29 protein-coding genes are annotated in these 25,994 nt (G+C 34.8%); 14 read left to right on the top strand and 15 right to left on the bottom strand.

Annotated elements, in window-relative coordinates; all coding sequences use genetic code 11:
- The first annotated feature begins 465 nt into the window (after positions 1-465).
- Positions 466-1,500 (top strand): LacI family DNA-binding transcriptional regulator, encoded by a 1,035-nt coding sequence (locus J2Y60_RS02545; RefSeq protein WP_309912090.1) that lies wholly within the window; start codon positions 466-468, stop codon positions 1,498-1,500.
- A 145-nt stretch (positions 1,501-1,645) separates the two neighbouring features.
- Here J2Y60_RS02545 and J2Y60_RS02540 read toward each other — a convergent pair whose 3' ends face one another.
- Positions 1,646-2,620, bottom strand: coding sequence for a polyprenyl synthetase family protein (locus J2Y60_RS02540; RefSeq protein ID WP_309912091.1), 975 nt, complete (start codon positions 2,618-2,620; stop codon positions 1,646-1,648).
- A 178-nt stretch (positions 2,621-2,798) separates the two neighbouring features.
- Between J2Y60_RS02540 and J2Y60_RS02535 the strand changes: the two genes are divergently transcribed.
- From J2Y60_RS02535 to J2Y60_RS02515, 5 genes are all read left to right on the top strand, one after another.
- Entirely contained in the window at positions 2,799-3,743 is a 945-nt protein-coding gene (locus tag J2Y60_RS02535) for a patatin-like phospholipase family protein (protein WP_309912092.1), read from the top strand.
- Between the two features lie 204 nt (positions 3,744-3,947).
- Positions 3,948-4,694, top strand: coding sequence for a hypothetical protein (locus tag J2Y60_RS02530; RefSeq protein ID WP_309912093.1), 747 nt, complete (start codon positions 3,948-3,950; stop codon positions 4,692-4,694).
- Positions 4,695-4,927: 233 nt separating this feature from the next.
- Positions 4,928-5,827 carry a DUF4365 domain-containing protein gene (locus tag J2Y60_RS02525; protein ID WP_309912094.1) on the top strand — a complete coding sequence of 300 codons (900 nt, stop codon included), beginning with the start codon at positions 4,928-4,930 and terminating at the stop codon, positions 5,825-5,827.
- Between the two features lie 278 nt (positions 5,828-6,105).
- Positions 6,106-7,161, top strand: coding sequence for a serine hydrolase domain-containing protein (locus J2Y60_RS02520; protein ID WP_309912095.1), 1,056 nt, complete (start codon positions 6,106-6,108; stop codon positions 7,159-7,161).
- Between the two features lie 73 nt (positions 7,162-7,234).
- Entirely contained in the window at positions 7,235-7,651 is a 417-nt protein-coding gene (locus J2Y60_RS02515; RefSeq protein ID WP_309912096.1) for a hypothetical protein, read from the top strand.
- A 208-nt stretch (positions 7,652-7,859) separates the two neighbouring features.
- Here J2Y60_RS02515 and frr read toward each other — a convergent pair whose 3' ends face one another.
- The 5 genes from frr to dusB all read right to left on the bottom strand — a co-directional run bounded on the left by frr (position 7,860) and on the right by dusB (position 11,886).
- Entirely contained in the window at positions 7,860-8,420 is a 561-nt protein-coding gene (gene frr, locus J2Y60_RS02510; RefSeq protein WP_309912097.1) for a ribosome recycling factor, read from the bottom strand.
- An 84-nt stretch (positions 8,421-8,504) separates the two neighbouring features.
- Entirely contained in the window at positions 8,505-9,215 is a 711-nt protein-coding gene (pyrH, locus tag J2Y60_RS02505) for a UMP kinase (protein ID WP_309912098.1), read from the bottom strand.
- 78 nt (positions 9,216-9,293) lie between these two features.
- Complete coding sequence (locus J2Y60_RS02500) at positions 9,294-9,791, bottom strand: acetyl-CoA carboxylase biotin carboxyl carrier protein subunit (RefSeq protein ID WP_309912099.1); 498 nt, start codon at positions 9,789-9,791, stop codon at positions 9,294-9,296.
- Between the two features lie 6 nt (positions 9,792-9,797).
- Positions 9,798-10,709, bottom strand: a complete 912-nt coding sequence (locus tag J2Y60_RS02495) for a DMT family transporter (RefSeq protein ID WP_309912100.1) — start codon at positions 10,707-10,709, stop codon at positions 9,798-9,800.
- A gap of 178 nt (positions 10,710-10,887) precedes the next feature.
- Positions 10,888-11,886, bottom strand: coding sequence for a tRNA dihydrouridine synthase DusB (gene dusB, locus J2Y60_RS02490; protein WP_309912101.1), 999 nt, complete (start codon positions 11,884-11,886; stop codon positions 10,888-10,890).
- 124 nt (positions 11,887-12,010) lie between these two features.
- On the opposite strand from dusB, the gene J2Y60_RS02485 reads away from it, so the two are divergent.
- From J2Y60_RS02485 to J2Y60_RS02465, 5 genes are all read left to right on the top strand, one after another.
- Positions 12,011-12,943, top strand: coding sequence for a CPBP family intramembrane glutamic endopeptidase (locus tag J2Y60_RS02485; protein ID WP_309912102.1), 933 nt, complete (start codon positions 12,011-12,013; stop codon positions 12,941-12,943).
- Positions 12,944-12,980: 37 nt separating this feature from the next.
- The gene (locus tag J2Y60_RS02480; protein ID WP_309912103.1) at positions 12,981-13,208 is read left to right on the top strand and encodes a DUF2007 domain-containing protein; all 228 of its coding nucleotides are present in this window, start codon (positions 12,981-12,983) and stop codon (positions 13,206-13,208) included.
- Between the two features lie 23 nt (positions 13,209-13,231).
- Positions 13,232-14,068 carry a phosphatidate cytidylyltransferase gene (locus J2Y60_RS02475; protein ID WP_309912104.1) on the top strand — a complete coding sequence of 279 codons (837 nt, stop codon included), beginning with the start codon at positions 13,232-13,234 and terminating at the stop codon, positions 14,066-14,068.
- 123 nt (positions 14,069-14,191) lie between these two features.
- Positions 14,192-14,917, top strand: coding sequence for a carboxypeptidase-like regulatory domain-containing protein (locus J2Y60_RS02470; protein WP_309912106.1), 726 nt, complete (start codon positions 14,192-14,194; stop codon positions 14,915-14,917).
- Positions 14,918-15,187: 270 nt separating this feature from the next.
- On the top strand, positions 15,188-15,922 hold the full coding sequence (locus J2Y60_RS02465) for an acyl-ACP thioesterase domain-containing protein (protein WP_309912107.1): 735 nt from the start codon (positions 15,188-15,190) through the stop codon (positions 15,920-15,922).
- Between the two features lie 17 nt (positions 15,923-15,939).
- On the opposite strand, the gene J2Y60_RS02460 is transcribed toward J2Y60_RS02465, so the two are convergent.
- From J2Y60_RS02460 to J2Y60_RS02420, 9 genes are all read right to left on the bottom strand, one after another.
- Positions 15,940-16,449, bottom strand: coding sequence for a hypothetical protein (locus tag J2Y60_RS02460; protein WP_309912108.1), 510 nt, complete (start codon positions 16,447-16,449; stop codon positions 15,940-15,942).
- 3 nt (positions 16,450-16,452) lie between these two features.
- Complete coding sequence (locus tag J2Y60_RS02455; protein WP_309912109.1) at positions 16,453-18,351, bottom strand: OmpA family protein; 1,899 nt, start codon at positions 18,349-18,351, stop codon at positions 16,453-16,455.
- An 88-nt stretch (positions 18,352-18,439) separates the two neighbouring features.
- Complete coding sequence (locus J2Y60_RS02450) at positions 18,440-19,024, bottom strand: 7-carboxy-7-deazaguanine synthase QueE (RefSeq protein ID WP_409014206.1); 585 nt, start codon at positions 19,022-19,024, stop codon at positions 18,440-18,442.
- 275 nt (positions 19,025-19,299) lie between these two features.
- On the bottom strand, positions 19,300-19,758 hold the full coding sequence (locus J2Y60_RS02445) for an SRPBCC domain-containing protein (RefSeq protein WP_309912111.1): 459 nt from the start codon (positions 19,756-19,758) through the stop codon (positions 19,300-19,302).
- 380 nt (positions 19,759-20,138) lie between these two features.
- The gene (locus tag J2Y60_RS02440; RefSeq protein WP_309912112.1) at positions 20,139-20,375 is read right to left on the bottom strand and encodes a hypothetical protein; all 237 of its coding nucleotides are present in this window, start codon (positions 20,373-20,375) and stop codon (positions 20,139-20,141) included.
- Between the two features lie 54 nt (positions 20,376-20,429).
- Positions 20,430-20,618 (bottom strand): hypothetical protein, encoded by a 189-nt coding sequence (locus J2Y60_RS02435; RefSeq protein ID WP_309912113.1) that lies wholly within the window; start codon positions 20,616-20,618, stop codon positions 20,430-20,432.
- 171 nt (positions 20,619-20,789) lie between these two features.
- Positions 20,790-21,227, bottom strand: coding sequence for a VOC family protein (locus tag J2Y60_RS02430; RefSeq protein WP_309912114.1), 438 nt, complete (start codon positions 21,225-21,227; stop codon positions 20,790-20,792).
- A 177-nt stretch (positions 21,228-21,404) separates the two neighbouring features.
- A complete protein-coding gene (locus J2Y60_RS02425; RefSeq protein ID WP_309912115.1) occupies positions 21,405-22,241 on the bottom strand; it encodes an alpha/beta hydrolase-fold protein in 837 nt (278 codons plus the stop codon).
- Positions 22,242-22,361: 120 nt separating this feature from the next.
- Entirely contained in the window at positions 22,362-23,102 is a 741-nt protein-coding gene (locus J2Y60_RS02420) for a type II CAAX endopeptidase family protein (RefSeq protein ID WP_309912116.1), read from the bottom strand.
- A 429-nt stretch (positions 23,103-23,531) separates the two neighbouring features.
- Here J2Y60_RS02420 and J2Y60_RS02415 point away from each other — a divergent pair, with 429 nt between their 5' ends.
- From J2Y60_RS02415 to J2Y60_RS02405, 3 genes are all read left to right on the top strand, one after another.
- On the top strand, positions 23,532-24,233 hold the full coding sequence (locus J2Y60_RS02415) for a hypothetical protein (RefSeq protein ID WP_309912117.1): 702 nt from the start codon (positions 23,532-23,534) through the stop codon (positions 24,231-24,233).
- 91 nt (positions 24,234-24,324) lie between these two features.
- Positions 24,325-24,762 carry a DoxX family protein gene (locus J2Y60_RS02410; protein ID WP_309912118.1) on the top strand — a complete coding sequence of 146 codons (438 nt, stop codon included), beginning with the start codon at positions 24,325-24,327 and terminating at the stop codon, positions 24,760-24,762.
- A gap of 74 nt (positions 24,763-24,836) precedes the next feature.
- Entirely contained in the window at positions 24,837-25,964 is a 1,128-nt protein-coding gene (locus J2Y60_RS02405) for a helix-turn-helix domain-containing protein (RefSeq protein WP_309912119.1), read from the top strand.
- Positions 25,965-25,994: the final 30 nt, after the last annotated feature.

Genomic DNA, 25,994 nt, shown 5'->3' with positions numbered 1-25,994 from the left:
AAGCAATTAATATCTTCATCTCTATCTAAAAAATGAACATTAATCATACTTCACTAAAAGGGAAAAACACTTATTTTTTACTTGATTTATAAAAAATGATTCCAGATTAATGAGTAATTATACAGTATTTAAGCCTTATTCTTTTAATAGAAATTATTGAAAAATATTTTCCCCCAAAAAAGCGTTTTAGTAAACTAGTATAACTAGATTATTTCAAGAAATGGTATTTTGTTCTATTGTCTGTTCTGAACAAAGGTTTAGATAAACATATCTCTTAAAGTAGAAGGATACAAACATTTTATTGAATATTTTTCGTAAATCTTTTCGGGAACGTTGCCATTCATACAAAATTTAAATTTCTATATTTGTAGGATAACCTATTTAGCTAAAAATTGTAATTTCAACACAGCAAAAACGGCACGAGAAAAGGAATCAAAAATTTGTACAATTCAAAGAAATAACATTTTGGAACATATTACCATTAAAGATATTGCTAAAGCCTTGAACCTCTCGACTTCAACCGTTTCGAGAGCGTTGAGAGGGAGTCATGAAATTAATCCAGAAACCAAACGCTTGGTGATGGAATATGCTGAAAAGTTCAATTATCAGCCCAATCCAATTGCCTTAAGTTTAAAAGAAAACAAGAGCAGATCTATTGGTGTAATAGTCCCTGAAATTGATAATCCTTTCTTTTCACAGGCCATTAATGGTATTGAAGATATCGCTTATAACAAAGGTTATCAGGTAGTTATCTTTCAAAGTCATGAGTCATACGAAAGAGAAGTAATTAATACACAGCATATTACATCAAGACGGGTAGATGGTTTATTGATTTCATTGTCGGGACAAACGACTAACGTAGATCATTTGAAACGCTTGCATGACAAAGGTTTACCCATCGTTTTATTCGACCGTATTTCGGATGAAATAGATACACATAAAGTGATTTCAGATAATTTTGAAGGCTCGTTTACAGGCACCGAACATTTAATCAAGATAGGAAGGAAAAGGATTGCCCATATTGCGGCTTCGCCACATTTGTCAATTTCCAAAGAAAGAGTAAAAGGCTATTTGGCAGCCTTAGCAAAATATAATATTCCTGTTGACGAATCTTTGCTAAAGTACTGTAATTATGGCTTGCAGGATATTGAGTTTGTGATAGACCAACTTTTCACAAATGGCAACCCTCCTGATGCCATCTTTACGGCTAGTGATAGGTTAGCATTAGGTTGTTTAAGTACCCTACAAAAAAGAGGAATTAAGATTCCCGAGGAGGTAGCTTTGATAGGTTTTACTAATTTAAAAGTGGCTTCTCTCCTAGCGCCATCACTAAGCACCATTGTACAACCAGCTTTAGAGATGGGTAAACGTTCGGCTGAATTATTATTTGAGCTAATAGAAAATACATCTAAACTACCCAAAAAGTATCAAACGTTTAAATTATATACAGAATTGATTATCAGGAAATCTTCTGATAACAGGATTCTGATTGATTTATAGGTAGTAATTAGTAAATAGTGATTGGTGAATGGTCTGCCGTTGCGGTAGTATTTCAATTTACTACCTATCAGTTATTTACTTCAAATGAAAACATGGCTTAAATTGTACTGATTACTTAAGAATCTTTTAACAAGTTATGTTTAATTTATTTAGTCCTTTCAATCGTAAATTGAACCAATCCAGCCAATGATTTTCTATAGATAGAATCAGGGAAGGTAGAAAGAATATTCTGTGCCTCTTCAACGATGTTTTTCATCACTTTTGTGGCATATTCTAAGCCTCCAGATTGTTTTACGAATGATATGACCTCTGCTACCTTTTTAGGGTTATCAGACTCGTTCTTGATGATATTAATGATATTACGCTTGGTGCTCCAATTCGCTTTGTTCAAGGCATAAATCAAGGGCAATGTCATTTTCTTTTCTTTGATGTCAATCCCTAAAGGTTTACCGATTTCAGCATCACCATAATCAAACAAATCATCTTTAATTTGGAAGGCAATACCTACCTTCTCTCCAAAAGAATGTGCTTTGGCAACAGTTGCTTCATCTGCCCCTACTGAACTAGCACCAGCGGCACAACAAGCAGCAATAAGGGTTGCCGTTTTTTGTCGGATGATTTCAAAGTAAACGTCTTCAGTAATATCCAGTCGGCGAGCTTTTTCAATCTGCAATAATTCTCCTTCCGTAATTTCTTGGAAAGCCGTAGAAATGATTTTCAGGTTTTCAAAATCGTTATGTTGAACCGACAATAAAAGTCCTCTGGTTAATAAATAATCGCCTACCAAAACGGCAATTTTATTTTTCCAAAGTGCATTTACCGAGAAGAATCCACGGCGGTAATTAGAATCATCCACCACATCATCATGAACCAACGATGCCGTATGCAATAATTCGATTAAAGCAGCACCACGATAGGTTTTTTCAGTGATTTCTCCACAAATTCCAGCTGATAAAAACACAAACATCGGGCGTAATTGCTTGCCTTTGCGTTGTACGATATAATTCATAATCGTATCCAACAGCATAACCTTCGTTTTCATAAACTCCTTAAATTTTCCTTCGAAAGCATTCATTTCAGTAAGGATAGGAGCCTGTATTTCTTTGATAGATAAATTCATGATATTTTTAAATGGCTTGCAAATTACGCTTTTCTCTAAAAAAATGTATATTGCCTTAATTAATAACCTAAATTTATTTTTTTAGTTCGTTATTCAATGAATCGTTTGTTTTGCTAAATTGTTCATTCATAAGTGCATACCAAACCTTGACTGGAGTATTAAAAATCAATATTTAATTATGAGTAAAATTTTAGTTTTGGCGGGTGGGTCGGTAAAAGGTGCATATCAAGCAGGTGTTGTTAAAGCAATTTTTGAAACAGGGTTTTCCCCAGATGCCATTTATGGTGTTTCTGCAGGCAGTATGAATGCGTCTTATCTGATTAACAGTTTTGGCAGACAAAGTATTGAAAATGATGGCTATATTAACTTAAGTCAGTCATCAAAGGATTTATGCGATTTTTGGATAGACAACATTTATGCCCCCGAGTGTTTGTCACTCAGAAGAGGTACTTATGAGTTAGGGTTAAGTGCTATTCGTAGGAATTTTGAAGGTTTATTGGATACAACACCTTTAAGAGAAATTTTGAATAATAACATTTCTATGCGAAACCTTAATGCTAGTCCTGTACAGCTAAAAGTTGGTGCTGTGGACATTATTAATGGCAATATGGTTTACGCCAATTCCTCTTATGATCATTTTCTAGATTATATCATGGCATCCTCTGCTATTCCTATTTTGATGCCCGTAGTCAATATTGGCGGGCAAAATAATATGGCTTTTCTGGATGGAGGTATGCGTGATGTAGCACCTGTTAAAAAGGCTATTCAAGATGGCGGTACTGAAATTATTTGCGTAGCCTGTCATACGCGTAATATTGACGGAGGATATTTCCCTTATGGCAATCTTTTAGCTTTGGTTGACAGAGTAATGGATATTGCTGTAAATGAATGTTTGAATGCCGACTTAGACTGGGCAGAGTTTAGAAATGAATGCTTACCAGCCGACGGCTCACCAAGTCAATTTGGTATTTTGGCAGGGCAATCCAGAATAAAATTAAAAATCATTCGCCCTCAACATCATTTGAACATTGATATTCAAGCCTTTAATAGTGATGATATTAAAAGGATGATTTTATTAGGTTATGAACAGGGAATGGAGGAAATGAGGGGGTATAAGTTGTAGTTTTTAGTGATGAGTTAGTGAATTGTGAGTGATGAATTATCTAAAAGCTCATGCATGTTCAAAGCTTGACATGGTATTTCACTAAATAAATGAAGTAGTCATATTATATGAAATGCTTTGTAAGAATTTCAAACATTTATTTTTTAGAAAAAAACGCAAATATTGTATATATAATTACCTACAAGCACATAGAAACACTCCACAATGACAGAGAAAATAAACTTAAAAGGCGGTGTATTAATTATTGGTTCTTTATTGTGGCAAGATCATTTAAAGAACGAAAAGGAGGACAACTTAAGAAAATTATGGCGGGAAAAGCATTTATCGCTTGACAATAAAATAATGGTTAAGGTTCCAATTCGCTATGGCAGACTTTCTAATTCGGATATTTATACAATGACTTTTTCTAATTCTTGTAGGACTACTAAACAAGGAACAGGTTTTTTTGTACCATTTAAACAGACACTTTTGACAACATTTACAGACTTAATGAGTGAAGTAAAAGAAACTTCAATTGCTGAGGGAATGAACGGAAAACTTTTATCAAAAGAAAAAGGAACAGAAAAGATTTGGTGTTGTATGGGCTTATTAACAAACCCCCAAACAGTTAGTAAAGAGACTAAAAAATCATTAATAACTCAATGGAGTGAGAAAATTTCTGAACAAGGCACATTAGATATTTCCCAGTTTAAAATTGGACGAGAAAAGCCGTGTATTGACAAAAAAGGGAATTTGAGTTTAAACTGGCTTTCACCTGTTGACAAAAAGGACACTGAAAAATTAAACAGCTACGATCTTATAATTGCAACAGCTACAAAACCGACAAAATATCCAAGTATTGAAGAACTTTCTGAAAAAGTAAAAGCAGATACGACACGATATTATTTTATACAGAATTATAAATTTGGCATCACAACATTTCAAGACATTAAAGTATTAAACAAAGTGTAATGATAAATGCCTCCAGATAACATTGGGTTTTATGCAAGCTAAGCAAACGGAATAACAATGAGCATTTGTAATGTTATTCAGCTTTTGTACGAGCTGGACGAATATCTTTGTTTTAACTTTATACTTTCACTCAGCAGTGATTAGTTATTGTAGGCAGACACCATTCTATTTCCCAACTTATACATAGCCTTACTAGCTTATACTATGTTACTGTGACACACAATCCATAAATAATGAAGCTACCTAAAAGATCTAAACAACATATTTCGGAAACTGCATCTTTTAAATTATTTCAATCTAAAATACCCGACTCTTGGATTATAAGAGAAGTTACCGAAAGAGATTATGGAATTGACTGTTACCTTGAACTTGTAAATGATGATGATGAATTAACAGGTGAGCTTGTTCTTATTCAACTAAAATCAAGACAAACTATACTGTGGACTCGAGAGAATACATACACTTTGATAGGAATTGATATAGCTACATCAAACTATTGGTACAAGTTTGCGGTTCCAGTTTTTATATTTCTTGCAGACATAGAAAAACAAGAAATTTTTATGCTATCTGTTGACTATTGGATTAAAAGAAATTTTTCTGAATTTATTAAGCAATCTACTTTCAACTATACGTTTAACCGGAGCTCACTTTTTGAAGGTAAAGATGGAATATTTTTTTTCAAATTTTACTTCTATTATGAACATTATAGACAACAATTTGAAAATGAATTATTGTTTTTTTTAACTAGTCTTCAACATTTCCAAGACTTTCAAATTGAACACCATAACAGAGACTATCATTTAGGCATTGAAGGTACTGATTTAATCTACTTTGAAGCTATGCATCGTAACTATAAATTTTTATGCATTTACTTTAACTTAGACAATCCAATACCGCCAATGAGAGAGTTAAAGAAAAAAAGCAGAGAAAAATTCGGCGACGCTCTACACTACGAACTCTATGAACATGACTTAACAGAATGGGTTGGAGAATTTCAAAAACTTACATTAAAAATCATTAAAGGATTAAAAGAATTTTTAGATGGAGAAATGTCATATTGGTTGACAATAAACCCTAGCATCTATAATTATATAATTAACATTAGAGAAGATGGACAGCTCCCAAGCTGGTAGAAAAAGCAAGCAACATTGATTTTGCAGATTTCGTCATTGTTGGTGTTTGTTCACCAACAATACTTGCGTCAGCAACGCACCGATTAGTAAAACACCCATAATCATAAAAAAGAGTTTTGAATACTGAATTTTAAACTCTTCATACTAAATGGCAAACTATATATATGAAAAACATTTAGATAATCCGACAAACAAACAATCGAAAAATCATCGTGCTCACGCCTAATACTGAGCGAACCCATATCATATCACACATTTAATCTCTAAAATACAGTTTCATGAAAAGTAAAATGATTACCTTTTTCCTTTTAATTAGTGTAGTAGCTTATGGGCAGGTAGATAGCACCGATTTAATTGTTCAGAAAATAATGAACGAGCAAAAAATTGTTGGACTTTCCCTTGCAGTGATTAAAAATGGGCAACCACAAGTGAATAAGGGATATGGTTTAGCAAACGTAGAACACAATGCACCTGTAACAGCTGAAACTGTTATTCGGCTCGGCTCTGTCAGCAAACAATTTTTTACCACAGCCATTCTGAAATTACAGGAGGAAGGAAAACTAAGCATTGAAGATGATGTTCACAAATTTTTTCCTGATGCTCCTGAAACATGGAGGCCGATACGTTTGAGACACTTGATGTCGCATACTTCTGGACTAAAAAGAGAAGGCCCTGCTTATAATAATTCAATTATTCAACCCGATCTTGTGATTATCAAATCAGCTTACTCCTTGCCACTTGATTTCAAGACTGGTGAAAAATACCAATATTGTAATCTTGGATATTATATGTTGGCAGAAATCATCAAACAAGTAAGTGGTATGCCTTGGCAGGATTATATACAAGAAAAACTCTTTATTCCTGCCGGTATGAAAAACAGTGGCATGACCGATTTTTATCCTATTATTCCTCATCGTGCTAATGGGTATATGCATAAAAATGGAGTGTTGGTAAATGCTGATGCAATGTATGCAGTACGACCAAGCGGTGGTTTTCTTTCCACTAGCTCTGATATGATTTTATGGGAGAAGGTGTTGAGAGAGAAAAGTAGTATCTTGAAAAAAGAGAACTGGGAACGGTTATGGCAACCTGTTATAAAAACAATAGACGATCCGAAATCAAAAGCCTATTATGGCTTTGGGTGGACAATTGATGAATATAACGGACACAAGGTAATTGAGCATGGTGGTGCTAATGTTGGTTTTCGTTCGCATTATGCCCGTTTTGTAAATGACAATTTGACAATCATTATTATGACGAATACAGACGAAGCTAATCCAAAAGCTATTGTCAGAGCTTTATCAGACTATTATTTTAGAAGCCCAAAACCTTAAATAGGTAACACAGAAAGAGTCCATGCCCGAATGCAAGTTGAAAGAACTTTGTAAAAAATAACAATATGTAATTATGGTAGTACTTGAACGATATATTTCTCCATACGACGGAAAAAGTATTGTGCTTGGTGTTTACAGCACAATTGAAATTGCAAATAATGCAAAACAATTATATATAGCAAAATGCAAAAATATAGATAAATGGTCAGAACAATCGTACAGAACAGTAAATCTTGATGTAGATGTAAGTATTGAAGATATTTCTGATATTTTGGTTTTTCACGAGGGGCTATCAAATGGAATAATATATTTGATTAATTCAGTAGACGAAGGATTTGGACAAATTGGTAGTAGAATCATCAAAGCTTTTTTTACCGAATCAGAAGCTAAAGAGTATGTTATCGAAATGGAAAAACAAGAAAAAGAATATGAGCCTAGTTGGTACGAAATTGAAATTAAGACACTTGATAGTTTTGACTTCGAGGATTAAGCTCAAAATAGTATATGAAAAAAGACAGCATCACCCCTCACTGGTCTAAGTGTTTTTCATTTAGACCTACAAATAAATGCAGTCTCTAACTGCTACCATACCATAGGGTTATTGTAGAAATAATCTTATGAAACACTCATAAACAAAGAGTTTTGAATACTGAAATTTTATCATTCAGCATTCAAAACTCTTCACTCACAACTCAAAACTACACTGACATGATATCTCTTTCTTTATCAGCAAATACAGCATCTACTTTAACAATATAGCTATCTGTGATTTTCTGAATACGTTCTTCGCCAGCTTTTACAGCATCTTCTGAAACGCCTTCATTTTTCAATTTCTTAATAGAGCTGTTCGCATCTTGACGAACGTTTCTCACATTAATTTTAGCTGTTTCTATTTCAGCTTTTACTCTTTTTACTAATTCACGACGACGCTCTTCGGTAAGTGGTGGAATATTTAAACGAATAATTTCACCATCGTTCATCGGTGCTAAACCAATATTTGAATTACGAATTGCTTTTTCGCATTCAGCAATCATTTTCTTTTCAAAAGGTTTTACAACGATTGTACGAGCATCGGGTGTATTGATAGATGCCGCACCTGTTAGGGGCGTCATCATGCCATAATAATCTACTTGAATACCATCTAACATTGAAGGGCTTGCCTTACCAGCACGAATTTTTGAAAGCTCAATCGCTAAGTGCTTTAAAGCTCCGTCCATCGTTTCTTTCGCTGCATCAATGTAAAATTCTATTTCTTCCATTGCTTAATATATGATTTCGGATTTTATATGCTGATTACAAGGCTTCGATGTTGCTTTAAATTCATCATCGGTCAACCCATATCATTAACTAATTAAAGTTCCTACTTCTTCTCCTTTTGCTAAATCTGCTAAATTGTTGTTTTTGTTCATATCAAATACAATGATAGGAACTTTATTTTCTTGGCATAAAGTAAATGCCGTAGTATCCATGATTTTTAAACCTTTGCTGATAGCTTCTGTAAACGAAAGATGTGTATAACGCGTAGCAGTAGGGTCTTTTTCAGGATCGGCAGTATAAACGCCATCAACTCTGGTACCTTTTAATACTACATCCGCTTCAATCTCAATTGCACGTAATGCCGCTGTTGAATCTGTCGTAAAATATGGGTTTCCTGTTCCCGCTCCGAAAATTACGATACGACCTTTTTCTAAATGTCGCATTGCTCTACGACGAATAAATGGTTCGCAAACAGCATCCATTTTGATGGCAGTCTGTAAACGAGTAAACATTCCGTGTTTTTCTAAAGAAGCTTGAATCGCCATTCCGTTGATAACGGTAGCGAGCATCCCCATATAATCTCCCTGAACACGGTCAATACCAGCTTTAGCAGCAGCTGCACCACGGAAGATATTTCCTCCGCCAATAACAATGGCAATTTCAACACCTAATTCTTTTACTTTCTTAATTTCAAGAGCGTATTGCTCTAAAATTGATGGGTCTATTACTTCACCATCTGAACTGAGGGCTTCGCCCGATAGCTTGAGAAGAATTCGTTTATACTTCGGTTTGTCCATGATTTAAGGTTTTTTCGGAGGCAAAGATATACTTTTTTTTTATTTGGCGTGGAAAATTGTCGGTTTCACAATCGAGACTTATTCAAATTCAATTAAAACTTGATTTTTTTCCACATTTTGTTTATTACTCACTTTAATGTTCTTAATGATACCCTCGCCCGTAGCTTTTAGCACATTTTCCATTTTCATTGCCTCTAAAATCAGCAAAGAATCGCCTTTCTTAATGCTATCGCCTATTTGCACTAATAGCGATACGATTAGTCCCGGCATGGGGGCTTTTAAATCGTTTACTTTAGTAGAAGCTGTTTCAGACATGCCCAATTGTTCTAATAAAATATCGAAGCGGTCTTTTACATTGACCACATATTGACGATTATTCATTTTAATCAAGAACGATTTTGCTTGATAATCGGCCTCTAATACCTCAGCATTATACGAACGATTGTTGTACAGGATATGAAAATGATTATTCCTGATTTCAACAATATCCCAATCTAGTGGTTGTTCATCAATGGTTGTACCTGTCTTGTCTGATACAATGTTAAATGTTTGCTGATTTACGGTGGCTTTCAACATGGATGTTTAATTAGATTTGTTCACCAAATATACACCAATAAGGATGATACTCATGCCTAAATAATGCTGAAATATTATAGCTTCTCCATCAAGTACGCCCCATAGGATAGCAACTATTGGAATCAGGTAAGTAACAGAGCTTGCTAGTACAGCACTCGTCATTTGAATTAAACGGTTGAAGAGCACCATTGCAATAGCAGAACCTAAAACGCCTAATAACATAGCAAATATTAACGCTTGCAATGCATTAGGTTGTTGTAGCCTTGATACAAAGTCGGTCGAAAACAATACTCCTGCTGCTACTGGGCCGATAGTCATAAAAATACTTGAGGTGATTAAGAAAGAATCTATGCCCAACCCCGTCAGGTATTTTTTAGTGATGTTCAGGTTGATACCGTACAATAGAGTAGCCGCAATAACAAAAAAAGCATAGCCATTCACATGAAAACCAGTAGCACCAGCTAATATTAGCAATAAAGCCCCAACAAAACCAAGCACAATGCCGATACCTTGACGCTGAGTGATTTTATTACTAAAAAAAAGTGCTCCCACAATCAGCGTAAACAAAGGGGTAGTAGAGTTTAACGCTCCTGAAACACCGCTATCTAATTTTGACCCTGCAAACGAGAACAAATAAGCAGGAAGAAGATTGCCTAATAAACCTGCCAATAGAAAATAGACGGCTTTATTAAGAGGAATCTTTTTGATATTGATGATAAAGAAAGGGAGAAAGAAACAAAAGGCTGAAAAAATACGAATTGAACCCACCTGTGCAGGGTCAAAGACGGTCAAGCTTTTTTTAACGAGGATAAACGAACTTCCCCAGATGCCAGCTAAAAGAGCCAATAGGCCCCACACAAGTAAAGGGTTTTGAAGTTTTGTAGGTACTGTTGTTGAAGTAGTAAGGGTTGTTTTCATAAAAGATTTTAGTCGAAAATTAGGGAAGTTTATTGGGCATTGATTGAATTATTAAAAAAATAGCGAAGCAAATCTTTTCATTTACTTCGCTATTTTTTTAGGTTTTAAGTAGTCGCTGTGTCAATTAAAGCATTTACAGTAATACCTTAAAATCGTATCGGCTGATTACTCACAACTCTTACTTAACAAGGAGTTCTTCCTCACTATAAAATATGGCTACTTCATTCAGAATACTTAGAATCTCTTCATAATTCATAGAAGTAACTAATCTCATCCTAAAGTCTTTGAAGTGCGACAAGCCTTTGAAGTAATTGGCATAATGTCTTCTCATTTCTACAATACCTGTATGTTCTCCTTTCCAGCGAATACTGAAATCAAGGTGTTGTTTACAAACATTAATCCTATCATTCACCGTTGGCGGAGCCAAATGCTCCCCTGTTTTGAAAAAATGTTTGATTTCATTGAATATCCATGGATAACCAATGGAAGCCCTGCCAATCATGATTCCGTCTACGCCATAGCGATTTCTATATTCTAATGCTTTTTCAGGTGAATCAATGTCTCCATTTCCAAAAATAGGAATCCTAATTCTTGGATTTTCTCTTACCTTCGCAATCAAACGCCAGTCTGCCTCTCCTTTATACATTTGCACCCTTGTTCTTCCATGAATAGTTAGGGCTTCAATGCCAATGTCTTGTAAACGTTCGGCAACGTCTTCAATGTTTCTGGTGGAATCATCCCATCCCAAACGGGTTTTTACAGTAACGGGCAAATGTGTTGACTCTACTACGGCTTTGGTCATCAATACCATTTTAGGAATATCTTGCAACAATGCCGCACCTGCCCCACGACAAGCTACTTGTTTAACAGGGCAACCATAATTGATATCTATCAAATCGGGACCAGCCTTGGTAGCTATTTCCCCGCAGTTCCGCATAGTTTCTATGTCGGAACCAAAAAGCTGAATCCCTATTGGGCGTTCGTATTCAAAAATATCTAATTTCTGAATGGATTTGGCTGCATCACGGATGAGGCCTTCAGAAGAAATAAATTCAGTGTACATCAAATCAGCACCATTGGCTTTACACACTGCACGAAACGGAGGATCGGAAACGTCTTCCATCGGAGCAAGCAATAAAGGAAACTCGCCTAATTCTATGTTTTTAATCTTAACCATTGTTCTTTTTCAATTATTCTTGAATGTTTTTTCACATCCTATTCGTGAATATTAATTCAAACTGTGTTTTACTCTGTTTGCTATAATTGTTCACTGCCAATTTTTACGTAAATTTACAACCATTATGACAGAATTCGATACTTTTAATCCACAAACTGACCGTCCGTTTATTGCCAAGCTAATGATTTTAATTGGATTGACATTAATTCTGATGTTTGTAGGTTCAACCATAGGGCTTTTTGCCTTTTCATTAGTCACTGGTGCTCCATTTGAAAAAGCAATCTCTTTTCAACAACATCTCAAAGACTATCCCAATACTTACTTAGGTATCATGCTACTTCAGGTGTTTTCTACGCCTCTACCATTTATTGGCGCATCGTTGATGTATTGGTACGTTTTTGAAAAACAAAGCATTCAATCTTTAAGTTTCCAACCTACTATTTTAAATGTATTGCTCATTACGATGGTATTAGTCATAGGCTTTATGCCTTTTGATGCCTTGATTATAGAGCTTAACCAAAAACTACAATTGCCTGCTTCATTAAAGGGATTAGAGGAGTGGATGGAAAATGCTGAAAAATCAACAGGAGAATTGACCAAATTCCTTACAACCTTTAAAAACCCTGCACAATTTGTTTTAGCTATATTAGTAGTAGCAGTATTTGCAGGCATAAGCGAAGAGCTATTATTTAGAGGAGTATTGCAAAACTTAGCCTTAAAAGCCTTTAAAAACCATCATGCAGCCATTTGGTTTGCTGCTTTTTGGTTTAGTTTTATTCATTTCCAATTCTATGGCTTTATTCCTAGGATGTTATTAGGTGCTATGTTTGGATATTTGTATTATTGGACCCAAAATCTATGGCTTTCTATGTTTGCCCATTTTGTGAACAATGGCTTTACTTTATTGATGGCATATTTGTATCAGATGAAAGTAACAAACACGGATATTGAACAAACCAAAACAGTACCCGTAGCAATGGCGTTGATTTCAGGTTTATTTACCATCATTTTACTTCGTTGGTTCTGGCTTAATAGCATTTATAGAGACAATGAATGATTACTTTTGATTTTTTGAACTGATAACAATGCTATTTATGACAGATTGGAAGAAAATTTACGAGTCTACAAATCCATTTAGAGCAGAGCTTGCCAAAGTTTATTTGGAAGACGAACATCAAATAAATACTGTGGTTATCAGTAAAAGAGATAGTTCATACCATTTTGGGCGTTGTGAAGTATATGTTCATTTGAAGGATGCCGTTTTGGCGAAATTCTTATTGGAAAATGAGGGTGGTTTTGAAGAAAGTAAAGAAATTGCATAAACTATTAATAAAAAATAATCAATATGAATGAAAAACTACAAGGAATGTCAAATCTAAAACAAAGGGTAATTGCAGCCGTTGTGGCTGTTCCTTTTTTGATATTTTGCATTGTTTTTAGCGATTGGACTTTCTTTGGGCTTTTTGCTATTATTGCTATTTTAGCACAGCTTGAATTTTATAAATTATTAGGACTCGATGGCGACGAGCCACTCACCTACTATGGCACCTTTTGTGGTTTCATTTTGGTATCAGTTACCTTTTTAATTGAAAAAGGGATTATTCCTGAAGCTAATTATTATATCCTTTCGCCTTTGATGGCGTTGATATTTTTTATCAAACTTTATAAGGCACAAGACGAAAAACCATTTAAAAATATCGCTTATACTTTTCTCGGTGTTATTTATGTTGCCTTGCCTTTTGCACTGATTATCATTTTAGCATTTTTAAATAGTACAAATTTTAGTTGGCAACGTCCTTTAGGTTGCTTATTTTTGCTATGGGCAAGCGACACTGGCGCTTATTTTGCTGGAACAAAATTTGGGAAAACGAAGTTATTTGAAAGAGTATCACCCAAAAAATCATGGGAAGGAAGCGTAGGAGGATTTTTAGCTTCAATGTTGGTTTCTTTTATTCTTTCAAAATACTTTACAGACCTTTTGCCTTGGCAGTGGTTTGGTTGTGGTGCGATTATTGTAGTAGCAGGTACTTATGGAGATTTAGTAGAATCATTATTCAAAAGAAGTATTAAGATAAAAGATTCAGCTTCGACCATTCCAGGGCATGGCGGTTTCTTGGATAGATTCGATGGTTTATTGCTTTCTATTCCGTTTATTATTACTTTTTTAAAGCTATTTAACTAAACTTAGTCTGAATTCTACTAAACTTATCAAACGTTAAAAACTGTTAAAGCCACACAAGATTTTCATTTGAAAGCGTTATATTGAGTAAGTTTACATAAAAATTCATCATCTGAAAGTGAAACGATGTTACTAAGATTTAAATACATATTAATTGTTACTTTACTTATTTGTCTATCTCAATACACAAGCTTTGGACAAGGACAGGATAAATCCGTGATTTTCTCTGGTAGAGTTGTGGCTGACCGTAGTTCTGATTTTTTGCCTAATGCTTATGTTTTCAATCCGCAATCTGGGAGAGGGACTTTGACAGACGATTTTGGTAATTTTTCATTGTATGTATATCCTGGCGATAGTGTGGTATTTACTTATGTAGGTTATAAAAAGAAGTATTATATCATTCCTAGAACCAACGAACAAACTCAGGTAGCTACGATTTTTATGACTGAAGAGTCGAGAATGTTGGCGGAAGTAAAAATTTACCCATACAGGACTGAGGATGAATTTAAGAAGGCTTTTCTAGACATGAAGTTAGATAATGAAGCAGGAAGAAGAGCATTAGCCAAAAACCTTGAACAATCTAAATTGAATGTACTAGCCCTCAGGGCAGGCTTGAGTGGAGCTGGAAATTTCAAAAATTTCTCAGACCAAATGACCTTTGCTGCTGCTAATAGAAGTTTTGTGCAAAGCCCCTTGATGGCATTTACCAATCCTTTTGCGTGGGCAAACTTTATCAAGTCTATCAAAAATGGAGATTTAAAAAAGACTGAGTATAAAAAAGCATATGAAGATGCTCCTTCTGAGGGGATTTCTAGACAGAAATTCTTGAAAGAACAAAAAACTGGAAATTAAATTTAATGTTATTTTGCTTAGTTACATTTCCAGTAATTTTTACAGCATTTATCAATTATAGAAACTTCCAGAAAAACGGTTTACAGAACTGTTTTCTGGAAGTTTTTTTCTTTATAAAGTAGTGATTATGATTAGCAAATAGTGATTGGAGAACGACCCGCCGTCGCAGTAGCATTACAAACTACTAGTTATCAGTTGTTTACTATAAACAAAACCTTGTTTAAATTGTATTAATTACTTTACTTACAACCGAATTAACCACATTGAAAATTGGAGTTTATTACAGAATCATATCGCATTAGAATTACCGAAGTAGATGCTCATAGCAATCTTACAATCCCTGCATTAAATGGCCTTTTTCAAGAAATGGCTTGGCGACATTCAGTAGATGCCAACGTATCAGCCCCCGAACTAACAGCCCAACATAATATTACTTGGGTATTATCTCGCTTAAAAATCTGGATTGAAAAATTGCCCTCTTATGACGAAACGGTTACTGTAAAAACGTATGTACAAGAAATTGATAAATACTTTTATTACCGTGATTTCAAAGTATATGATGCCAACGGCATAGAGATTATTCGTGCCAATGCACTATTTGGCTTGATTGACATTGCACGTCGCAGAATTACATCTGTACCCGATTGGATGCGTGCCATTACGCCTACTTGTGGCAGCGAAAAACCAGTACAGAAGGTCTCGGGAAAAATTGTGCCTTTAACTTGTATTGAAACCCAAAGGTCATTTGATATTCGCTGGCATGATATTGATTCAAACCAACATGCGAATAACAATCGCTATGTGGAATGGCTGATGGAAAGCGTACCTACCAATGTATTAAACGATGGTGTGCTGAAGACATTTGAGATTATCTTTAAAAATGAAAGTCTTTTTGGTGATAAAATCATTACTCAAAGTCAGCGAGGAACAGAAGGTTTTATACACAAAATGGTTAACCAAAATGGATTAGAATTGGTAACAGGAGCAACTGTTTGGGAGGTATAAAATAAATGATATACCTCTTATAAGGCTTTTAAAATCTTATTCGCTCGATTTTTAAAGGCGGGTGATTGATAAGGTAATTGTTCTTCAATGAGAAACTTTAATTCACTTTTTAGTTCGGGATACAGTTTACTTAAATTGAATAGAATAGTCATAGAGAATACCCTGATAGCAATGGCTTCGTCATGATTACTTAGGTATTTGAAACAAGTATCAACCGCTAATCCATGTAGTTCTTCTGGGATAGCTATGTCTTGCAAAACCCTAACAGTATTGCGTTTGATGGCATCGTGTAAATTGTCTTGCTGTAGATTCAATAGCATTTTTTCGATATAAGGCGTAAGCAGAAAAGGCCAGCGATGAATGCAATCCGACATGATATTGGCAGCATGTTGATTCTTTCTGCTATCTCCTTCAAAAAAAACTACCATCAACTCATCAAACCTTTCAGGCTTTCCATCAATCCAGTCTATAATTTTCGTAAATATTTCTCTTGAAAAGCGTTCAGGGATAGCCTCTTTGATATTCATGGTTTACAAAAACTTAATTTCAATTCTTCTGTTTAGCTTTCTATTATCAGCAGAAGTATTGGGTAAAAGTGGTTTATTTTTTCCATACCCCTCCGCTTTAATCATGGTAGAGTTAATGCCCTTTAGAATAAGATAAGTTCTTACAGCATTAGCTCTTTTCTGAGAAAGCACCAAGTTTTCAGCATCCTTCCCAACATCATCCGTATGTCCAGAAACCTCTATGGGCAATTCTTTATTTTCATTCAGCAAAATAATCAGTTTATCCAATTCTATCATCGACTCTGGGTGTAATTCCCATTTGCCCGTATCAAAAAAGATATTATTTAGGATTTCTTTTGCATTCTTCTGAATAGGCTCAAGCGAGATATTTAGCACCTTATCCGTACCGATTTGTTGGGATAAATCTACATTAATACTTTTAAAGAAATAGCCTTTTTTATTGACGAAAATAGCATATTCTGTTCCTGCAGTAAGTACAAAAGTATATTTACCTGTTTTGTTGTCCGACGTAAACAAGCCCATCTTTTGCTTATCTTTTAACGATACCAATTCAATATCTGCGGCTAAGGTTTGTTGAGTTTTGGCATCTGTAACAATTCCTTTCAAGAAAAAAGTGGGTTTAAATCTAGTCTGCAAGCTTTCGGGCAAAATGATTTCTACAATTTTTGCCCTACGGTATTTATTATCTTGATTTTGCTCTAAAGAATAATAGGCTTTTTTACTATCCGATGTAATAAATAAAGCTACTTGGTCTTCATGGGTATTTAAGGGAAATCCTAGGTTCTCTGGTGTACTCCACTTTCCTTCCTGATTTTCAGAGAAAAATAAATCCAATCCTCCCAAACCGACATGACCTTCTGAGGAGAAAAACAACGTTTTGCCGTTGGCATGGATAAATGGAGAAAGGTCGTCCTCAATGGTATTGATGGTATTGCCAAGATTTACAGCTTTTGCCCAGTTATTAGTGGAGTCTAATTGACTAACCCAAATATCACGCTTGCCAATACTTCCCTTTCTATCAGATACAAAATAAAGCATGCGTCCATCAGCCGATAAAGATGGTTGAGATTCCCATTCACCAGAATTGATATTAGTGCCTAAGTTTTGAGGAGATGACCAATCATCCCCTTGCTTATAAGAAATAAACAAATCGCAACTTCCGTAGCCTTTTCTTCCTCCGCAAGAGGTAAAGACTAATATTCTGCCATCAGCCGAAATAGAGGCCGTACCCTCGTTTTGAAGCGTATTTATTTTATCCGAAATGGATGTAGGAACAGACCATGTGCTGTCTTTGAAAACTGATTGGTACAGGTTTTCATCTTTTTCTTCTTGACCAGTAAAAATAAGTGTTTCACGATCGGCAGAGAGTACTGGAAAATATTGGGATTCAAAACGATTGACTGTTTTGGGGAGTTCTATCGGAGAGATTTTCAAAGGGTTTTCAATCGCTTTGATTGAAAACTTACAACTTTCAAGTCGTGCTAAATAGCGTTTTTTATTCGAAAGAGAAACAGCAGGAAGTCCTTTTTCAAGATAAACCAAGGCTTTCTGATATTCGCCCTTTTTTAAATACAGCAACCCTACTTGTTGCGAAGCAATTTCACTAACACTGGTTTTCTCTTGGGCATTGATGGCTTTTTCGTAATGTAAAATAGCATTACCAAACTGCCTGTTTTGTTCATACAGCTTGCCTAAATGGAAGTAGGGTTCTGCAAATAAATTATCTTTTTCAATGGCTTCTTCAAATTCGTTGAAAGCCGTTTCGATATCCCTATTTTGTAATGCATTTAAGCCTTTTTGATAGGCATCAACTGCTTTTTTATTAGTCGAAGAAAGTGTATTCTGACCTTTAGACTGGAAAATACAAGTAATCAAGATAACGAATAACAATATACTTCTCATGTATGGCAAGTTTAATAGCGCAAAAGAATTTGTTGTACAATTTAGTAAGAAACTAGTCAATTGTTATGCGCTATTAACCAAGTATCCACTAAGGAATATCCATAAATTTATGTACTTGTAACGAAATTCTCCACTTCGGATTGTTCTTGATGTATTCAATAATCTGTGGAAGCATCTGTTCCATTCTACTCCATTCTGGTTGAAGATAAAGCATACAATCAGGAGAAACCAAAGCAGCAAAGCTCTCAGCCCATTCAAAGTCTGATTGATTGAAAATAATCACTTTCAATTCGTGTGCTTTCGGATAAATATCAGGATTAGGAGCTTTGAATTTTTTAGGTGAAAAACAAATCCAATCCCAAGCACCCGTTACTTGTTGGCAAACACCTGATGTTTCTATATTGGTTTCAAATCCTGCTTGATGCAACGCTTCTGTCAACTCATCTAAATTGTGCATCAAAGGTTCTCCGCCAGTAATGACAGCCAAACGACCAGCATGAGCGGAGGCTTCTTCAACAATTTGATTGATAGTAAGTTTTGGATGAGCATTTATATCCCAAGATTCTTTCACATCGCACCAATGACAACCTACGTCACATCCGCCCAGACGGATAAAATAGGCTGCCCTCCCTTGGTGAAAACCTTCGCCTTGAAGCGTATAAAAGGCCTCCATTGTGGGAAGTGATTGATTTGATGAAAGAATTTCTATATCGTTTTGTTGTACTGTCATGAGTGTAATGTCAAAATATAATTACAAAATTAACATTTTTCTGGCAGTAAATTGTATTGGGAGTTTGAAAGGTGTAAAAGGGGTGAGTTTGAAGATGCTCGGGATTGATTATAGATTTCTTTATAACTCAACTCATGGCATGACTTTGAGTCATGCCATGAGTTACATATAGACTGTGTTTATTTCTTTGTAGTATTTTTAAGATATTCTTTAAATTGCTATTTTTCACAAAGTTCCTTCAATTTGTCGAGTGCTTTGGGATAACTCTCGTTCATATAATCTACAAAATCTTCTGCTGTATCTAAGTCAACAGTAACGATTGTAGTACCATTGTTTTCTTCGAAGGTATAGTTTTCAAATCCGTTTGCCCATTTTTCTACTTCTGGTCCTTCTGTAATTTCCTTGTCAGCCTTTAAAAGACCATAATGTTGAATTGAAACAAATTGGTTGGGAATATTTTCAGCTATCTTGGAAACCATCCCTCCCTTTTCTCCATTCTCATCTACTCCAATAAATAGCATTTTATTTCCCTTATTCCAACTTCCTTCATAGGTAGATGTCGGGTTAAACAAAGAAGTCCATTGCTCATAAGTTGTTTTACTGCTAATGCCAAGCATAAAATCATATATCTTAGTCACAGGAGCATTAATGCTTACTTTGAATTGTAACTTTTCCATAAGAGTAAATATTGGTTTAAATTAATCTTTCGAGTTGTTATTTTCCGATACTTAGCAGTCGTTTAACATAGTGTATAACTAATCGTAGACTCTCCTACGATTCAAATTAAAAGGGTACCTTGCTGTTCAACATATTTAGACCTGGAACAATAAATAATGTGCAGTCTCCGACTGGATTCGCGGTGTTAGATTCATCCTAAAGGGCAATTGAACGAGAGATAAAAATCCTATTTACCAACTTTTCTACCTGTCTTTCTGAACTAGTAGAAAAGCAGTAATTCGTAATATTTCATTCAGTTAAAAACTGAATTTACTTTAGTACAAGTGAGGCTACACTTTTGACAATATAATCTTAGCAAATCGTGGTATTTTGCTTTTATTTAATTATTATTTGGGTTATATGGCCCACCTGTTTCTCCCCAGCCCCATTTAGGCATTGGTTCGCTTTTATCTAATGGATTATTGGTCAATTGAGAATTGATGACTGCGAGTCTTGTTCCCCATTCAATGTAACCCACGAAAGCAGAGCGAAATTCAGGGTCACTTTTTAGTCCAACTTCATCAGCAGTTTGCAACAGAAGTTGAACCCAACGTTGGCGTTTATTTTCTGTAAGCATTTTGCCTATATGTTTTCCAATCATTTCAGCATGGCTTCCACCGTCCTCAGTTGTCTATAATTTGTCTCCTCCAAAAACTTCTGCAACAAAATGAGAAACGTGCTTGACATGTTCTGATGACATATTTTTAAAAACTTCACTGAGTAAGTCGTCCTTTAAAACTTTATCATAAAATTTCGTAAACAAGGTCTCAAAGGTTTCCATATCACCCGCCCATTCATATAAGGTTGGTATTTTCTCCATTTCATATAAATTTTTAGATTGGTATTTTACAATGACTGATAAAGTTTTACATCTTAGCAAATGTAGCGTTTTTCACTACAAATGTTGATACAGAGTAGTACAACAGCAGAGTTTTATTCCTCCTTCCATTCTTGTGCAATCCTTTTATAAGACATTCGCTTTTTTCTTCGGTTAAATCTGTCCTTCATAATTTGGGTCAAAATCTATCATCCATTCAATTCCGTATTTGTCTCTAAACATACCAAAATATGAACCCCAAGGACTGTCGGCAATAGGCATTTCAATTTGTCCACCTACTGAAAGTCCGTTAAATAATTTGTCGGCTTCTTCTTTGCTTTCTGCACTGATTGAAATTTTACTTCTGTGTTCATTTTCGTTTGTTCGTCCCATAATTTCGGGGACATCATTAGCCATTAGAACGTTTTTACCAATCGGCAAAGCAATGTGCATTATTTTGTTTGCTTCATTTTCTGGGACTGCAAATTCAGGACTAGCAAGGTCTTTGAAACGCACAATCTTTGCGAATTCTCCGCCAAATATTGATTTGTAAAAATTAAAAGCTTCTTCGGCATTTCCGTTAAAGTTAATGTGGGGATTGATGAGTGCCATAGTTTTTATGTTTAAATTCTTTATATACAAACCTACCCTTTAACACTCAATAAACAAGGTCTAAAAGCGACAAAAAAGAGGTTCTTTGTGCCAATATCTATCACTAGTATTAGGTTCTACAACTAGTCGTAGGTGTTGTTGGTGAACAAACAAAAATAACGGCGGAAAAGCGTCCTTCTAATCTCGTAAAATAAACCTTAATGCATCAAAGTACGCAACTATTGGTTCTGTCATATGGGTTTCTTCGGGGTAGTTTTTATACATATATTCTAGTCCTTTCGGTTTTCTATTTGCAATCAAACTATCAAATTTTAATAAATCGGTATGAAAGAAAGTTCCTTCGTTTCCGTCACTGTAAAAGAAACGTTTTTTGAGAGATGACAATTTTGCCAATTTAGCTTCTGTAAGTTTTAGCATATAATTGTTGTCCCACCAAAACGAGGGACTTACGGCTATATACGCATTAAACATATCAGGATGTGTGAGCATACAATTTATCGTTGCAATACCACCGAAAGAATGCCCCGCCAATATTTTATAGGATGTCGTTTTGTAATTTATTTCAATGTAAGGCATTAACTCTGTTTCTATGAATTGAAGAAATTGCTCATTACCGCCACTTGGTTTTAGGGTAGCGTCTTCCTTTCCATCGTAAGTCTTTGTACTATGGGAAGGGGTAAGGTCTTTTTTCCTGTCAATATTAATAATACCTACCACTATTATTTGAGGAAATATTTCATAGTGGCTTAGGTAATCAATATAGGAGGAAAGTATATGAAAATGGTTTTCTCCATCCAATAAATATAACACAGGCAAAGCCTTCTTAGGCTTTGTTGAATCTTGTTCTGGAACATGAATATAGAATTGCCTGTCTTGATTTAATACTTTGGAGTGTAGTGTATATACTTCATTTGAAATGTGATTAAACAGTTTAACACTTTGCGCTTTTGATTGCAATGAGAAAAGCAATAAAAATAATATCCCGCATTTGATAGCATTAGCATTGATTGACATAGCGTATTTATTTAAAATTAATTTACAATATTTACGGTTGACACTCCTTAGTTTTTCAATATTTTGTCCGAATTGCCTACAAATAGCAGGTATTGCCGACGGTGTGGAATTAGAATTCCGTCAAGCCCCACTATTGTCAATACCAATTTTGGCGGTTGTTGTTTCTGTTTCAATAGAGTTATTTTGCTTTTTTGATAGCAAATTAAGGTACCAATAGGTAACTACTGGAACAGCAAAAAGTTGGAAAATAAAGACAACTGCAGATAAAATTTCACCCAATTTCTGTCCTCCACTAATAACTAAAAGCTGTTTTCCTAAAGGTCCATTCGAAAAGATAATTGTACTTGCAAAGTTCCATCCGAAATGAAGTCCAATTGGCAAATACAGAGATTTTGTCCTTGCAAACGCCATTGCGAACATAGCCCCCCAAATTCCTGTCATTATGAAAATAATAGTCATTTGTAAAGGATTTCCCAATGCTCCAGACGTAAACCAATGATAAATACCAAAGCATATTGCAGAAGTTATGCAAGCAGTCCTGACACCAAATTTTTTAATAAGTATATAAAGCAAAGCACCTCTGAAAATTAATTCCTCATATAGCACCGAATTTAGTGTCCACCATGAACTGGCTAATAATTTTTGCCTTGTAAATTCATTATTAAGTGTCCACTTGTTAGCTATAAAAAAAACGAAGGATAAATAATAAAGTGTACCACAAACAGCGGCTATTAAAATACCAAAGAAAAGATTAAAAAGTGTGCTTTGTGTTGGAACAATTCCCAAAACCAACAAACTCTTTTTGAAAAATATCCATAACAATAGCCAAGAAATTATAAGTTCAACTATTAGTCCAAGCATGGGTTTGTTTATTTTTCAATGTTTAGTCAGTCAAAATATAATGGCTGCTAGCTCGTAAATATAAGCATATTTGCGAGTTTTTTTAAAAATAAGTGATTGATACAAATAAATCAATAAATACTTTTACAAATCTACAAACACTTAACTTTCAATCAATTACACTAATTATTTTTAATAATTGTGGCTTATAACAATACTAAAATCATATTCTAACCCATGAATACTTGCATTTTGTTTTATGTCATTTGCATTTAATAGAATGTAAATCCTATCTTTTTTAGCTCAGTGAGTCTTCCGACAATATTAGGAAAGTTTCAAATCATCATTCAAGACGTTCTAAATCATGTTTTAAGGCGTTTTAGTGTTTTTGATGGGCAAACTTTGACTCATCAATTCAACGAGGCGAAAACCTCATAAACACTCCCTAAAATGAAAATGCTAATCAAAACACTTTTTTTCATTTGTTCGCTTTTAATCACTTTCATCGGACAAGCCCAAACGGAACCTTCTCGTGTAAGCTTTACTATCAAAAACCCTTCTCTTAAAAATAGACTGGTTGGCTTTAGTAGTTACAACACACAATTACAAAAAATTACTGGAGGCTATGGTTATAGCTTAAATGCACTGGCTTCGCACGCTGTCAATTTGCCTTCGCCAGTGTATGTTTATCAAGAAAAAAATGGTATGAAAGAATTATTCTGTGTAGTAACTCAGAAAGATGACGGAAAAGTCTTTTTCATCAATCAAAACTATGAAATTACTCGTGAACAGTATTTAGACTTTGCTCGGGCAGAAATGGTTCAGAAGAATCATGAAAAAGAGAAAGACGAAAATTCAATAGAAAGTATAGCCAAGAAAATGGGTATTAAATTGGTGGGTGTCAAGATAAAAGGTGCATCATGGTTTCCTTTGATGGCTCATATACGTTATGAATTACCTTGGGGAAACGATAAGCAAATAGGCTTTTCAACCTCATTAAGTAAAGCAAAAGGAAGATATGTATTTCTTCCAGTGGGTACAAAAATATATCAGTGCAGTGATAAGTATTGGGACAGAAACGTAAAATTCACAGAGAAACTTCTACTAACTATTGAAGGAAGCAAAGACGATTATACCGTTTCATTACAATAAAAATTCGTGGATTTACTCAAGCTATTTTGTAAAGAAGCCCTTATAAACTCATTGTTATATTTCAATAATTAATTTTAAAAAAATCATAATCATGAAAACATTATTCTCAAAAATCATCAATCCCGTTTATACATCTGCTTGGTACACTGACTTGTTATTGGCTTTACCACGCATTGTTGGCTGTTACTTTTTAGCCTTAAATTTTGGTGGAAGTAAGTTCCCTTGTCCTGATTGGTTTATTCAAGATGTTGCTAAATTTGGTTTTCCATTCCCTACATTTTTTGCATGGGCAGCAGTACTCGCTGAAACATTTGGGGGTGCTTTGTTAGTTATTGGTTTATTTACCCGCGTAGCAGGCTTTATGGTAATGTGTACGATGTTAGTAGCAATTTTCTTTCAAAAATGGGGAGGTGAAGTATGGGAAATGTTACCTGCAATGGGTTTTCTCTGGATTTCTTTATACGCTATCGTCATGGGTTCTGGATATTTTGGACTTGACCACCTCATTGCTAAAAAGTGGCTCAGATAAAACATTTTACGCTTAATTTGATTTCATTGTTTAGACTGCCCAATAATACCTTTATTTTTAAAACATTCCCCCAGATGCAAATCTACTGGTCAAATTATTCTGTTCCGCTTTGGTTTGGCTTTATCCAAGCATGGATTTATGCTTTTCTTTTTTGGAAAAGAGCTTATCAAAACAACCGTCTTTCCGACTACCTATTTGGTTTGGTATTGATAGGAATGGCTTTTAATATCTGGGAGTATATGCTGGGTTTTTCGGGCATTGAAATCCTATGGCAAGAACTAAATTTTCTTCCAAGAACATTTGGTCTTGCTTTTCCTCCACTTTGTTACTTTTATTTTAAAAGCCAAATAGACAAGGATTTCCGTTTTACTTTAAAGGATGTTTATCATTTCTTACCCTTCTTGATAGATACCTTATATCGTATCGTGATTTTTTCAATGGGGAAAGATTTTGTTCAGTATTTTGAGAAAAATTATCACAGTGCTTGGGGAATCGGTCATCTTGAACTACTGATAAGCATTATGCTGACTGCTTATTATGTTTATCGAGCATTCAAGCTTTACAATCAATATAGACTATGGACAAAAACCCAGTTTTCAGATATAGAGGCTGTTAGTTTTAAATGGTTCCGTAACCTATTGATTGTACTACTCTTAGATTGGGTAGTATCATTGATTAAATTGGTTGTGATTAGTAATTTCAAATTAGATTTCCAGCAGGACTGGTGGGATAATTTAATAGGTGTGATATTGATATATTACATTTCAATTACGGGTTATGCCCAAGCTCAACCAACCAAAGATTTAGTCTTCAAAGAAGCAGAGAACACAATATTGGAAAATCCACAAAAAGAGAAATTTGATGAAGGAGAGTTAAACCAATGGAAAACAAAAATATTAACATTAATGCATGATGATCAACTGTATTTACAGCCTGAACTCACGCTTTCTGATATTGCTATTCGACTTAAAACTAATATCTCTGTGCTTTCGGGTGTAGTGAATAATGCCTTTGGAAAGAATTTCAATGATTTTGTGAATGAATACAGAGTAAAAGAGTTTCAAAAAAGAGTCCTCTTGCCTGAAAATAAAAATATTACTCTTTTGGGTATAGCCTTTGACTGTGGTTTTAATTCAAAAGCCACTTTCAACCGTTCCTTTAAGAAATTTACAGGAAAATCACCGAAAGAATTTTTGACTTAATGCAAAACTGGTCTTAGGAAATCCTAAGAC

The organism is Arcicella sp. BE140 (genome assembly GCF_031456255.1).
Taxonomy (GTDB): domain Bacteria; phylum Bacteroidota; class Bacteroidia; order Cytophagales; family Spirosomataceae; genus Arcicella; species Arcicella aquatica.
The sequence above is the reverse complement of the archived record's forward strand: the minus strand, read 5'-3'. Positions and strand labels throughout refer to the sequence as shown.

Bases quoted from the DNA above. Each gene is read 5' to 3' on its own strand.
- J2Y60_RS02430 (WP_309912114.1), bottom strand. From the start codon at position 21,227: ATGGCACTCATCAATCCCCACATTAACTTTAACGGAAATGCCGAAGAA.
- J2Y60_RS02515 (WP_309912096.1), top strand. From the start codon at position 7,235: ATGGTAGTACTTGAACGATATATTTCTCCATACGACGGAAAAAGTATT.
- J2Y60_RS02535 (WP_309912092.1), top strand. From the start codon at position 2,799: ATGAGTAAAATTTTAGTTTTGGCGGGTGGGTCGGTAAAAGGTGCATAT.
- J2Y60_RS02435 (WP_309912113.1), bottom strand. From the start codon at position 20,618: ATGGAGAAAATACCAACCTTATATGAATGGGCGGGTGATATGGAAACC.
- J2Y60_RS02460 (WP_309912108.1), bottom strand. From the start codon at position 16,449: ATGAATATCAAAGAGGCTATCCCTGAACGCTTTTCAAGAGAAATATTT.
- J2Y60_RS02450 (WP_409014206.1), bottom strand. From the start codon at position 19,024: ATGGAGGCCTTTTATACGCTTCAAGGCGAAGGTTTTCACCAAGGGAGG.
- J2Y60_RS02415 (WP_309912117.1), top strand. From the start codon at position 23,532: ATGAAAATGCTAATCAAAACACTTTTTTTCATTTGTTCGCTTTTAATC.
- J2Y60_RS02410 (WP_309912118.1), top strand. From the start codon at position 24,325: ATGAAAACATTATTCTCAAAAATCATCAATCCCGTTTATACATCTGCT.
- J2Y60_RS02520 (WP_309912095.1), top strand. From the start codon at position 6,106: ATGAAAAGTAAAATGATTACCTTTTTCCTTTTAATTAGTGTAGTAGCT.
- J2Y60_RS02525 (WP_309912094.1), top strand. From the start codon at position 4,928: ATGAAGCTACCTAAAAGATCTAAACAACATATTTCGGAAACTGCATCT.
- frr (WP_309912097.1), bottom strand. From the start codon at position 8,420: ATGGAAGAAATAGAATTTTACATTGATGCAGCGAAAGAAACGATGGAC.
- J2Y60_RS02405 (WP_309912119.1), top strand. From the start codon at position 24,837: ATGCAAATCTACTGGTCAAATTATTCTGTTCCGCTTTGGTTTGGCTTT.
- J2Y60_RS02470 (WP_309912106.1), top strand. From the start codon at position 14,192: ATGTTACTAAGATTTAAATACATATTAATTGTTACTTTACTTATTTGT.
- pyrH (WP_309912098.1), bottom strand. From the start codon at position 9,215: ATGGACAAACCGAAGTATAAACGAATTCTTCTCAAGCTATCGGGCGAA.
- J2Y60_RS02445 (WP_309912111.1), bottom strand. From the start codon at position 19,758: ATGGAAAAGTTACAATTCAAAGTAAGCATTAATGCTCCTGTGACTAAG.
- J2Y60_RS02495 (WP_309912100.1), bottom strand. From the start codon at position 10,709: ATGAAAACAACCCTTACTACTTCAACAACAGTACCTACAAAACTTCAA.
- J2Y60_RS02425 (WP_309912115.1), bottom strand. From the start codon at position 22,241: ATGTCAATCAATGCTAATGCTATCAAATGCGGGATATTATTTTTATTG.
- J2Y60_RS02530 (WP_309912093.1), top strand. From the start codon at position 3,948: ATGACAGAGAAAATAAACTTAAAAGGCGGTGTATTAATTATTGGTTCT.
- J2Y60_RS02420 (WP_309912116.1), bottom strand. From the start codon at position 23,102: ATGCTTGGACTAATAGTTGAACTTATAATTTCTTGGCTATTGTTATGG.
- J2Y60_RS02455 (WP_309912109.1), bottom strand. From the start codon at position 18,351: ATGAGAAGTATATTGTTATTCGTTATCTTGATTACTTGTATTTTCCAG.
- J2Y60_RS02480 (WP_309912103.1), top strand. From the start codon at position 12,981: ATGACAGATTGGAAGAAAATTTACGAGTCTACAAATCCATTTAGAGCA.
- J2Y60_RS02475 (WP_309912104.1), top strand. From the start codon at position 13,232: ATGAATGAAAAACTACAAGGAATGTCAAATCTAAAACAAAGGGTAATT.
- J2Y60_RS02485 (WP_309912102.1), top strand. From the start codon at position 12,011: ATGACAGAATTCGATACTTTTAATCCACAAACTGACCGTCCGTTTATT.
- J2Y60_RS02540 (WP_309912091.1), bottom strand. From the start codon at position 2,620: ATGAATTTATCTATCAAAGAAATACAGGCTCCTATCCTTACTGAAATG.
- J2Y60_RS02500 (WP_309912099.1), bottom strand. From the start codon at position 9,791: ATGTTGAAAGCCACCGTAAATCAGCAAACATTTAACATTGTATCAGAC.
- dusB (WP_309912101.1), bottom strand. From the start codon at position 11,886: ATGGTTAAGATTAAAAACATAGAATTAGGCGAGTTTCCTTTATTGCTT.
- J2Y60_RS02440 (WP_309912112.1), bottom strand. From the start codon at position 20,375: ATGCTTACAGAAAATAAACGCCAACGTTGGGTTCAACTTCTGTTGCAA.